13 protein-coding genes and 3 pseudogenes are annotated in these 9,348 nt (G+C 58.9%); 1 reads left to right on the top strand and 15 read right to left on the bottom strand.

The features are described from left to right. From L6637_RS40125 to L6637_RS40085, 9 genes and pseudogenes are all read right to left on the bottom strand, one after another. Window positions 1–271 (bottom strand): annotated as a pseudogene (locus tag L6637_RS40125) (type VI secretion protein); the annotation flags it as partial. Between the two features lie 18 nt (window positions 272–289). Then, window positions 290–1,057 carry a lytic transglycosylase domain-containing protein gene (locus L6637_RS40120; protein ID WP_237874213.1) on the bottom strand — a complete coding sequence of 256 codons (768 nt, stop codon included), beginning with the start codon at window positions 1,055–1,057 and terminating at the stop codon, window positions 290–292. Window positions 1,058–1,230: 173 nt separating this feature from the next. Next, window positions 1,231–1,743, bottom strand: a complete 513-nt coding sequence (locus tag L6637_RS40115) for a S26 family signal peptidase (RefSeq protein WP_237874212.1) — start codon at window positions 1,741–1,743, stop codon at window positions 1,231–1,233. Then, window positions 1,740–2,204, bottom strand: a complete 465-nt coding sequence (locus L6637_RS40110; protein WP_237874211.1) for a DUF2840 domain-containing protein — start codon at window positions 2,202–2,204, stop codon at window positions 1,740–1,742. The genes L6637_RS40115 and L6637_RS40110 overlap by 4 nt, the downstream gene beginning before the upstream one ends. A 242-nt stretch (window positions 2,205–2,446) precedes the next feature. After that, window positions 2,447–2,578: pseudogene (locus L6637_RS40105) on the bottom strand (replication initiator protein A); the annotation flags it as partial. Window positions 2,579–2,600: 22 nt separating this feature from the next. Beyond that, the gene (locus L6637_RS40100) at window positions 2,601–2,879 is read right to left on the bottom strand and encodes a helix-turn-helix transcriptional regulator (RefSeq protein WP_237874210.1); all 279 of its coding nucleotides are present in this window, start codon (window positions 2,877–2,879) and stop codon (window positions 2,601–2,603) included. Between the two features lie 131 nt (window positions 2,880–3,010). Then, window positions 3,011–3,529, bottom strand: a complete 519-nt coding sequence (locus tag L6637_RS40095; protein ID WP_237874209.1) for a DUF2285 domain-containing protein — start codon at window positions 3,527–3,529, stop codon at window positions 3,011–3,013. A 61-nt stretch (window positions 3,530–3,590) separates the two neighbouring features. Further along, window positions 3,591–3,785 carry a transcriptional regulator domain-containing protein gene (locus L6637_RS40090; protein ID WP_237874208.1) on the bottom strand — a complete coding sequence of 65 codons (195 nt, stop codon included), beginning with the start codon at window positions 3,783–3,785 and terminating at the stop codon, window positions 3,591–3,593. 165 nt (window positions 3,786–3,950) lie between these two features. Continuing rightward, window positions 3,951–4,223, bottom strand: a complete 273-nt coding sequence (locus L6637_RS40085; protein WP_237874207.1) for a DUF2285 domain-containing protein — start codon at window positions 4,221–4,223, stop codon at window positions 3,951–3,953. A 137-nt stretch (window positions 4,224–4,360) separates the two neighbouring features. Here L6637_RS40085 and L6637_RS40080 point away from each other — a divergent pair, with 137 nt between their 5' ends. Beyond that, on the top strand, window positions 4,361–4,612 hold the full coding sequence (locus tag L6637_RS40080; RefSeq protein ID WP_237874206.1) for a helix-turn-helix domain-containing protein: 252 nt from the start codon (window positions 4,361–4,363) through the stop codon (window positions 4,610–4,612). A 100-nt stretch (window positions 4,613–4,712) separates the two neighbouring features. Here the strand turns inward: L6637_RS40080 and L6637_RS40075 are convergent. The 6 genes and pseudogenes from L6637_RS40075 to L6637_RS40050 form a co-directional block, all read right to left on the bottom strand. Then, window positions 4,713–4,856 (bottom strand): annotated as a pseudogene (locus tag L6637_RS40075) (DUF736 family protein); the annotation flags it as partial. A 2-nt stretch (window positions 4,857–4,858) separates the two neighbouring features. Continuing rightward, a complete protein-coding gene (locus L6637_RS40070; protein WP_237874205.1) occupies window positions 4,859–5,224 on the bottom strand; it encodes a 4-hydroxyphenylacetate 3-hydroxylase C-terminal domain-containing protein in 366 nt (121 codons plus the stop codon). Window positions 5,225–5,287: 63 nt separating this feature from the next. Then, window positions 5,288–5,452 carry a hypothetical protein gene (locus L6637_RS40065; protein ID WP_237874204.1) on the bottom strand — a complete coding sequence of 55 codons (165 nt, stop codon included), beginning with the start codon at window positions 5,450–5,452 and terminating at the stop codon, window positions 5,288–5,290. Window positions 5,453–6,124: 672 nt separating this feature from the next. Next, entirely contained in the window at window positions 6,125–6,388 is a 264-nt protein-coding gene (locus L6637_RS40060) for a hypothetical protein (RefSeq protein WP_237874203.1), read from the bottom strand. Between the two features lie 153 nt (window positions 6,389–6,541). Continuing rightward, entirely contained in the window at window positions 6,542–7,972 is a 1,431-nt protein-coding gene (locus tag L6637_RS40055; protein ID WP_237874200.1) for an undecaprenyl-phosphate glucose phosphotransferase, read from the bottom strand. 570 nt (window positions 7,973–8,542) lie between these two features. Continuing rightward, window positions 8,543–8,743, bottom strand: a complete 201-nt coding sequence (locus L6637_RS40050) for a hypothetical protein (protein WP_237874198.1) — start codon at window positions 8,741–8,743, stop codon at window positions 8,543–8,545. Between the last annotated feature and the right edge of the window lie 605 nt (window positions 8,744–9,348).

Below are 9,348 nucleotides of genomic sequence, written 5' to 3'. Positions count from 1 at the left end.
AGGCTCGCCCCTTGTGACGAACCACCCGCGCCTTCACCACAACGCGCCGCGTCGGGCTGAACAATCTCGCTCGACTAAACGACAGCCGGCCGCGACCAAACGTCGAGCGCCCATGAGCCGCCGAACGCCTGCCCGCCACAGCCAGACCCGAGGTGTGTCCTGCCCTCTTCGCCGCCCGCAGCACCTGGTTGATGAAGCTCTTTTTTCTCGGCGCGCGGGTACTGCGGATGCGCCCAGGCCGAATACGCAGGTCGCTGTCGCCAACGCTCACGGCAGGACCTCCCAACGATCAAAAGCACACACGGTGCCGAAAACGCCTTTGATCGCATTCGTCAAATTGCACAGCGCGGCACGCGCCCCGAGGGACGAACACGCCAATAAACGGGGGGACCATGCGCGAAACCTCGTGCACTAAGATTGCTGTGGTGACGCCGCTCGAAGGAATTAGCTCCAGCGACCGATCGCCTGTTTTCATCAGATCGGATCCCGCAGCGAACAACGCCGCAGCTGCCGATAACCGCGGACCGTGGGTCCACGTCGGAGGCAACTCGATGCCAAGCAAAGTTGCAAGCTTGGCCAAATAAGCCTGCGTCTCGTCTGGCAATGAGCGGCCCGCGAGACGCTCTTCATAGCGAGTTGGTCCCGCATTGTAGGCGGCAAACGCGCCAGGCGAACCATATCGGTCGAGCAGTTTACGCAGATATGCCGTGCCTGCCAGAATGTTGTCGCGCGGCTCGTAAGGATCGCTGCCGAGATTATAGCGCTCGCGGAGTTCCGCCCAGGCGGCCGGCATGATTTGCATCAAGCCCATTGCGCCTTTAGACGATTTAGCGCGCGCGTCACCATCGCTTTCGATTTTGATGACTGAACCAATCCAATTCTCCGGAACCGAAAAGCGCTCAGAAGCTTCGTCGATGAAAGCTGCAAATTGGTTGCTCGTTAGAGTGACCGCTGCGACCGTGGCCGCTCCGCTCCCGGCGACAGCGACACCGTATGGTACAGCGCAGATGAGCAGTAGCGAAGCGAACGCCAAAGCGCGCGCGACCAAAAAAGCCAAGCATCGCGTCGTGCTCGCGCCCGTCCAGCGTGAGGCTGCTTTGCTCCGGTCATTTGCCTGCCCTGGACTGCCGCTGAGCGCGCCGGTCCTGCAGACATTGATCGGCACTGAGGAATGATCTTGCAATCGGTCGAACAGAGGAATGACAGGGTGACCACGTGGAACAAGCATATTCACTCCCCCCAGCTCCACACTGGGAACGCACGGCCAATCACGGCAGATGCCGGAAGAAATCCAAAATATCGGCCATCAAGAGAGTCGTCCGACTGCCAATTCATGAGAAAGAGCTCGCCGTCGCCGACGACGCGGCAGCCCTGCCATTTCGGCAGCGGCCGGCCGCGTCGATCGTGATCCCGCGCTTCGCCGACCGCGATGGTATCAACCGAAATCGAGAGCCCGCTTCTACAAACCGTTTGACTGGGGAGTGCCAGCACGCGCTTGAGCATGGGGACGCCAATCGGCAAATAGCCGTTCAGGTCGAGGAAAGTCGCGAGGGGCTCCGGCGGCTGAACGGCGACCAGATCGGTTACTTGGAAGTGCTCCGCCAGTCGCAGGCGATAGAGACCGATCGGCACGCTCGCGGATGCATTCCAGATGTAGAGCGGAAGCGGCTTGAGGGCGATTGTCGCGACGAGCGCACCAGCCGCCCCAAACGTTGTGGCCACCGTCTTCAGGCGGCCCCTCATCGCATTACCCTCTGACGGCGTAGCCAAGCCTGGTGGCGTGCCTTCGTGTAGGGACGCGGGCCTTCGTTGACGGACAAACGGTTATGAACGTGATGCCAATGATCAGGCGCGACGTCGGCGGGATCAATCCCCAGCGCCTCGATCGCGTCGATCATTTGCAGCACGCGCTCGACCTTCGGCCAGCCTGACAGGCGCAGCAGAATCTCTCCGCCGGGTTTCACATAGGGAACGGTCGAGCAACGCTGTCCCAGCGCGACTGCGCGCAGGATGTCGATCCGCGAAATGACCGTGCCAAAATCGCTGGACGTCCAGCGAACGAAAGCAAAAATGCTACCGGATGCAAACGACAGGGCACGCCGGTGACGATCGATCTTCCGTTCCTCGACGATGCGACCGAACCGAATGCGGTTTTCGATACGCTTCTCGAGCCACAGCACTTCGACTTCGGTGAGATCGCTCATGCCGCCACTCCCCGACGCTGGAATTGAGAGAAGTGAGCTTGGGGGTCGGTGAAGACTGTGTGCAGCTTGTCAAACCAGGCAGGACCGGCGGCCAGCAGCCATCGCCAGCCGCGTCCAACGCGTCTTGCGGGCGGGTCCGCTGGAAGAAATCCGAAGGATTTTTGGTCAGCTGGGGTAGTGACCGGCGCCCCCTCGCCGGCCGTGCTGCTGCGAAAATGCTTCGCAGCGATTCGCAAAACCTTCGGCACAAACCGCTTCGTTTCTGCGAGCGAGAAGAACGGATAGGCCATCAGATCCTGCGCGTAGCGCGGCGCAAGATCGCCGGGCAGGGCCGGAAAGAGCTCTTTGCGCTCGGAATAGTGTTTGCGCCGCATGGTCACTACACTCACGCTGACATCAGCGACGTTCCTGGCCCGCATACGGGCGCAGGACGGGCTGCTTCTTGGCGGGCAGCACAGTGCCCTTGCCGGGATCGGACGTTGATGTCTTGGCGCCGATGTCAGCCCAGGCCTTCAGGTCGTCTACGGCGTAGACGACGCGTCCGCCAATCTTGCGATAAGTCGGACCAGTGCCGTACGTCCGGTGCTTCTCCAGCGTGCGCCCCGAGAGGCCAAGATAACGCGCGGCCTCTGGTGTACGCAGGAAGCGCGGGGGTAGCGCCGTCGGATCGGGCATGTGAGAACTCCAGGATGACCGCGCGCCGTAAATGACTGCGTCGGCGCTTATGCGGTCATCATGGAGGAGCACGCGCTCGGAGGGGGATGCCGAATTTCGAGGGGGCGATTTTCGATACCCCAAGCGGAGGGTTATTTGTCCCTGTGGCGGGGCCGCAGAAGTTTCCGATAGCCTCCCCGCACCAACGCGAGGCCGCCTTGCACCAATCGGACCGTTCGATTGCGCAGATCGTGCGTCTTCCAGGCGCGCTCGGGAATGCGCTTCTTGCCGAACAGCTCTTCGGCGATCATGCGATAACTACCACCGGCGGTACTCGCATCGAGCGCGCGGATAGCGGCGCTCAGGCGTTCGCGGCGCTGTTTAGACAGTTGGTGAAAGGCAGGACCTGGCGCGCGTCCGTTCATCGCGCGCCAAAGTCGCCGGGCTGCATACGCGCGCGCGTCGAAATCGTCATCAAACGGCAGTTCGGCAACGTAAGACGCCCCGATCACCGGGGGCTCTTTGGACCAGACACGGTGATCCACCATACCGATGCGCAGCACCGTGTGCCAGCCGTCGCCAGCGCGACGTATCTGGCCGGCCGCAAGATCAAGCAGTGGCTGGGACGAGGACGTGCCAAAACCGGCCGAGATAGCTAGCGCGATCGGCACGACTGCCGCTAGAACTTCCGGCGCCCAAAAGATCGTCTGTTCCTGAAAGGACCTCTGCGGGTCATGGGCGAAAGCAGATACCCCACTTCCTCCTGAATGCAGCGGTCACTTCGCCATCCGGGCCGTTGGCGATCATTGCCTCAAAGTCGCGACGATAGTCCGCGTTACGGCGAAGACATTCCCAGGCGATGTCGGTGATTTCAGCGTCTTTTAGGCTTTTGTAGGAATCCGGCGATCGCCAGTCGAATTCAGGCATTGCTTCCGCCCCATTGCATGCAGCTAACAAGGATTGCGGCGCAATAGGTATGAACGAGACGGTTGTAGGAAGCCCCTAGTTTAGCACCACGTGGTGCACCGGAATGACCACCCGTCAGTGGAAGAAAATAGTTCTGACTGCAAGCCGCCAAGCAGCGATTTTCTTCTATTTGGAGCCGGTGTCGCGTAGAAGGCGCCCCTGCTCCGTCACCCATTTGGCGCGCGCAAGGTGACTCTGATATGCGCTACGCGCACGGCGCGGCTCGCGCTCCGGATCAAGATGCAGCACGATCCGAGCGACTTCCCGCCAGTCAGCCCCTTCGCTTTCAGCCTGCAGAAGGCGCATATAGGTCACCACATGCTGCTCATCATAGACCGTCAGCATCTGGTCTGTGGGCGCGGCGTCGGCGACGTCGGGATCGAGTGGCGGCTTCCTCATAGAACTCCACGCCTTAGATAAGACATTTTCTAACACCGGTCCGGAAGGGGCAGAAGCCTCAAATTTTTAGTCGATGACCGCGTTTTGTCGAGAATACTCCGTGGAGAAATACTCTTCAAGGACATGCCCTCTCGCGTATGGACATACGCGAGATACTTGCAATGAATTTGCGGAAGCTCCGACAAGCGCGGGGCTTGTCACAGGAGGAATTGGCTCACCGAGCAGAAATTGATCGCACCTATATCAGCGCACTCGAGCGAAGCGTCTACGCGGCGGGTATCGATGTTGTCGATCGGCTGGCGCGTAGCTTGGGTGTCGAGGCAGCCGACCTTCTCACTCGACCACCCACAACAAGCCGCAAGCGAAAGAGTCGACGGCAGGCCGAATAGTTGATGCGGGCCGCTCGATCCCAGTTGGGCGGCCTCGCTGTAGGGAAGAATGAGGAGCCCCGCCCGGCGAACCGGCCGGGGCTGACAGGGCCATTTTGCCCGCCGTTCTTGCGGGCCGCGACAAGAGAAGCGGTAGCCCTCGCCACTTTCGTCGTCGAAAGGGTTGGCGTAAATCGGCGCGTTGAAGGATGGAGGATGGATCCTCGAGCTTGAGCGAAAGGTAATCGCAGCCCTCTTCGGAGCGCGTTAGCGGGAGGCCATATTCGCCGAAAGATCGTTTTCCGCCGCCCCTTCTAGAGCTTGTGCCTCGGTGCGCTGTCGCGGTTCGGATACTTCGCAGTCAGTGGGGCAACAGCGGTCGTTTCGGAATCGACGGCCCCCGTTGCGAACGCCGTGGTCGAGAAGACCCTCGACCAGTTCGATTTTGTCCATCACCGGATAGTTGCGCCAGATTTCGCGCTTCATTGCTTCCGGAGAGCCGCCGCCGTGCAGCGAGATCACCGAATAGCAGCCGGCTTGGTGCGAGACCGTCAGATCCTCCATGAAGCGCGCCACCTCGGCCCGTTTGTCGGCGGCGATGTTGGGCCGGCCGCCCATAACCGCGGCTAGCAAGGACTTAGTTTCAGGATTGCGATCCTCATCCAGACCCGGCAGGGCGACGAGGGCCGCCGGAAACTAGTGCGCCAGACGATGCATGTCGTAGGTCTTGGTCGCCAGCAGCAGCTTGCCGATATACGAGAAGACACATCGGGCATCACGGATCCGGCCGGATCGTGCATTCGAACGAGGAAGCCGCTCCCAGGCGTAGAAGCTGTCCGTGATGGTGATGAGCTCGACCATCGCCTTGCGGATGCGGCGCGACGCTCGACGTCAAGGCCGTTCGCTCCTATGACTAGCGCATATTCCACGGCGCCGACTACAACCAGCGCTTTCTCGCCTATCTGCACAAAGTGCAGGACAAGGACCTCATGCGCGATTGATCGCTTTCGACCATCAATTCGTCGCGCGAATGTTGCGCCGCAAGCGGCCTTAAGTTCTTCAGCAACGAGATCAACTCTTCCACGTCACCGACCTTGCTGCATCGCATGTCGGAGTGCCGAAGCTCCTGGAGAAGGCATGCCGGCGGCAGCTTCGGTTGGGTCATAGGTGCGCGAGATCAGCGCCATCAGTCAGGGAGAGTGGATGCGAGGTGCAAACACAGTCAAGCCGCGCCGCGACGGCGCCCCACTTATCTCGTGGCCGCCCCTTCGGCCGCGCAAAAAACGGGTTGAACTTAGTGCCACATCGTTCCGACCTGCTAACCGGGATCCCAAAGCAGGCACCCGACTGCGCATGCGCTCGAACTAAGCCCATATTTGTCCCGCTGAAGCTAGGTTGCCTGCTTGGTCCTAAAAGGGGCTGGTAGGCAAAATCAAGGGCTCCGATGCGGAACTCCGCCGTTCAATCTCCGTATTCGCCCGGAATTCGCAAGAAGCAGCTCGTGCCTTAGCCTAAAGCGAGGTTAGATGCGCCTCAACCGCCGAAAATCTGGGCACCTTGTCTTCCGAGTTCCGGGAGGTTAGCTTTGAACCTATATTCTTCCTTTATTTCCGGTGGCTTGGGATGCGGATCGTCCTCACGATTTTGACTATTTGGGTTCTGCTTAACATTTTGTTTGTCTTGCTCGTTATTCGTCCGCGCAAGCCACAGCCGACCCCCCGTCCGAAAACGCTCTCGCCAGCCACCATTGAGCTTAGCCAGAGAGAAGAACAGGACGAACCAATCTTGCTTCGACACGTCATCGTTTCCGTTGCGATGGGCGCTTTTTTCGCCCTCGCGCCGCCGCTCATTGCGCTAAGCGACTCGATTGTTCGCTTTTTTCGGAAGCCGCCGCGTAACTGAACCAGAGGCCAATTGCGATCCCCTGCTGGTCGGGCTTGAGATAGTGGCTCAGTAAGCTTCCTGGAACAGCACAGCCGAGGCCGTGCGCGCCATGATCTTGAGATCGAGCCAGATACTCCAGTTGCCGACGTACCAAACATCATACTCGACCCGTTTTTCCATCAGATCGATCGTCGGCGTTTCCCCGCGGAATCCGTTCACCTGAGCCCAGCCCGTCAGACCGGGCTTCATGTGATGGCGATAGACATATTTACTGATGAGCTCGTCATAGTAGTTGTCATGAGCAACCGCATGCGGACGCGGCCCGACTAGAGACATGTCGCCCCGCAATACGTTCCAGAGCTGCGGCAGTTCGTCGATGCTCGTCATTCGAAGAAAGCGTCCGATCCTGGTGATTCGCGCATCCCGCCTGGTTGCCTGTCTGATCGTGTCTCCATTCTCGCAGACCGACATCGTGCGAAATTTCCAGATTTCGAACGGTTTGCCGTTAAACCCGCGCCGTGATTGCCGGAAAATAATGGCTCCCGGTGAATCCAGCTTGATCAAAATGGCAACAGTCAGCACCAGCGGCGTCAGAAGCACCAGCGCAAACAGCGCCACTCCTACGTCTAGGCAGCGCTTTTGCAACCGTTCGAAAATGCTGAGTGGCGGTCGCTGAATTTCGATCGCGACGGTCCCACTGACCGGAACAAACGGACGGGCCACGAGATCTGCGATCGGATCGTCCGGCAACAGGCGTATCGGCTGCGGCATGGCGCGCAAATACGGCCCAAGCTTGCGGAGCATCGGCAGCTCATTCCAGTCGATCGCGAGCAGATATTCATCAACATCGGCCGACCTCGATTGGCGGATGATGTCGCGGATCGCTCGTTTCCAGCCATCGTCGCTGCCGTCTGCACCGATCATGTAATGGCGAACGACATCGAAACCGTTCTTCCGCAGATCCTTGAAACGGTTCGAGGTGAAATCGAGCGGCTTCAGACTGAGCAAAGCGACCTTACGATCGACCAGGCGCCCCTTCGTGAGGCTCGAGCCCAACGCAACCTGCCATGCGAATCGAAGGCTCATCAGTCCGACGCCGCCAACACCGGCGAAAATGATGACCGTGCCTCGCGACAGGTTGTCTGTCGACTTCAACAGGAAAGCAGAGACGGCAAGGATCATCAGGGAGGCGGCCCAGATAACGACGGTCTTGCGCAGCTGCCAGACCAGCCTTAGCGCGCGGTGCGTGTCGTACACCCCCCGGGAATAGGCGATTGAAACAAACAGCACGCCGACAATCAGACCGGCTCCAACCGAGGTGCCATCCGAGATCGACGTCGTCATCGCGCTATAAAAACCGGAAGCCGCTGCATAGCTAATCAAGATCAGGAGCAGATCAGCAGCAATGACAAAAACTTGGAAAGGTCGTTGAAGTGCAATCCCGCGCGTGGAAGCGAGCGAATGAGCGTTATCAGAACCGTAAGTTGCAACATCCATACGAGACCTTTACGTGTCGAGCGCGTGACACCATCGCAACGCAGGTGATTTGCGGTTTCGCAACAGAAGGTGTTAACCGATCGCAGCGACATTGTGGCACTGCACCCGATTTTTGCCTGCCAAAGCTGTTCTCAACGCCAATAATGCCGCTCTCGCGCTATGCGTGTATTTCCTCTCGACACCACATTGTGGCCGGGCCCATTTTGCATCAGCTTCGCGCAATGATGCTCGAAAGGATGAGTTGCCCTGCGCGAGAGCCGATGCGCGATCACGCATTCCTCGGCGCCACCGCGTTGAGAAACAGAGATTAAGTGATTAATTCGCGGAGTTGGAGGCCGGTCGCTGAGCCCATCTTATTTCACCTGGGAACCTCTCAGCGTGGCTGTTGGATCGCGAGCTAGTTTGTTCGGCCGACGGCGCCCAAAGTGTACTCTCGACCAATTTCCTTCTCGGATCTACGCAATCGCTGGCGCGCATGGCTGTGCGTCAAGGGAGCGAACCGTAAGATCCGCGCACGACCGTCCAGCACTTTCATGAACGAATGCGGAGGCGCTCGCCGCTTTGCGACGGTTACCGCCCTCTGATCGCGATTTCGAAGTTGGAGACGAAGGCCTCGATGCTTCGCACGGGGCCGTCATTGTTCAAGTCCTGGGCTATGTAGCGAAGCCGCGAGTGTGAACGCCTTTCGATCTCATCGAGGTCGGTGGCAATCTTTTCAAGCGCCTCTTGAAGGCGTCGGAGATGGGAGATTTGCGATACCGGCTGATCCATTAGATCGCTCCGCAATCCGCGGTACGGCGTGGGACCGGGCTTGAGACACCCACGACCACCGATGGCGACGCGGGCATGGACCATCTTCACCTGTCACATCCGAACTCAGCTACCCGCGCCAGCATGATTATTCGGAAACCATATATTTTTAATTATTTGCGTTTTATTCGGCGAGGTCAATAGCTGGATTTAATGACTGGAAGACGTTTACGGACTAATTGCGGGGCAGCCGCAATGGCGTTTCCTCGCAAATCCCGACCCGTGGTCGAAACGGCCGTTTGGAAGTCTTGCACCTATGCGAACCCCGAAAGGGGTCCATCGGCCCTCCACCCGGCCTTAGCTCGCAGCTTGAAGAGCTCCCAACATTTAAACGATTGACTTAAAAATAAATTTAATAATAAAATACCAATATTAAAAGTTAATGCGTGAGGCCCTAGATGATCAGGACGTGCGTCGCCACAGCCACGCTGATGCTCGCTCTAGCTACAATCGCGAAAGCCGATGTCATCTACCCAAATCCCGGTACCGAAAACCCGATTACCTACACTTTCACCTCAACCGCGAACGGATCGCTGATCGCATATTTTTATGGTTCAGGCGCCTCC

The organism is Bradyrhizobium zhengyangense (assembly GCF_022012435.1).
Taxonomy (GTDB): Bacteria; Pseudomonadota; Alphaproteobacteria; order Rhizobiales; family Xanthobacteraceae; genus Bradyrhizobium; species Bradyrhizobium zhengyangense.
This window is presented reverse-complemented; position numbering and strand designations above follow the sequence as displayed.

Coding starts and splice junctions, on each gene's coding strand:
- L6637_RS40115 (WP_237874212.1), bottom strand. CDS start 1,743: ATGAGGGGCCGCCTGAAGACGGTGGCCACAACGTTTGGGGCGGCTGGT.
- L6637_RS40110 (WP_237874211.1), bottom strand. CDS start 2,204: ATGAGCGATCTCACCGAAGTCGAAGTGCTGTGGCTCGAGAAGCGTATC.
- L6637_RS40100 (WP_237874210.1), bottom strand. CDS start 2,879: ATGCCCGATCCGACGGCGCTACCCCCGCGCTTCCTGCGTACACCAGAG.
- L6637_RS40090 (WP_237874208.1), bottom strand. CDS start 3,785: ATGCCTGAATTCGACTGGCGATCGCCGGATTCCTACAAAAGCCTAAAA.
- L6637_RS40085 (WP_237874207.1), bottom strand. CDS start 4,223: ATGAGGAAGCCGCCACTCGATCCCGACGTCGCCGACGCCGCGCCCACA.
- L6637_RS40080 (WP_237874206.1), top strand. CDS start 4,361: ATGGACATACGCGAGATACTTGCAATGAATTTGCGGAAGCTCCGACAA.
- L6637_RS40065 (WP_237874204.1), bottom strand. CDS start 5,452: ATGGTCGAGCTCATCACCATCACGGACAGCTTCTACGCCTGGGAGCGG.
- L6637_RS40055 (WP_237874200.1), bottom strand. CDS start 7,972: ATGGATGTTGCAACTTACGGTTCTGATAACGCTCATTCGCTCGCTTCC.
- L6637_RS40050 (WP_237874198.1), bottom strand. CDS start 8,743: ATGGATCAGCCGGTATCGCAAATCTCCCATCTCCGACGCCTTCAAGAG.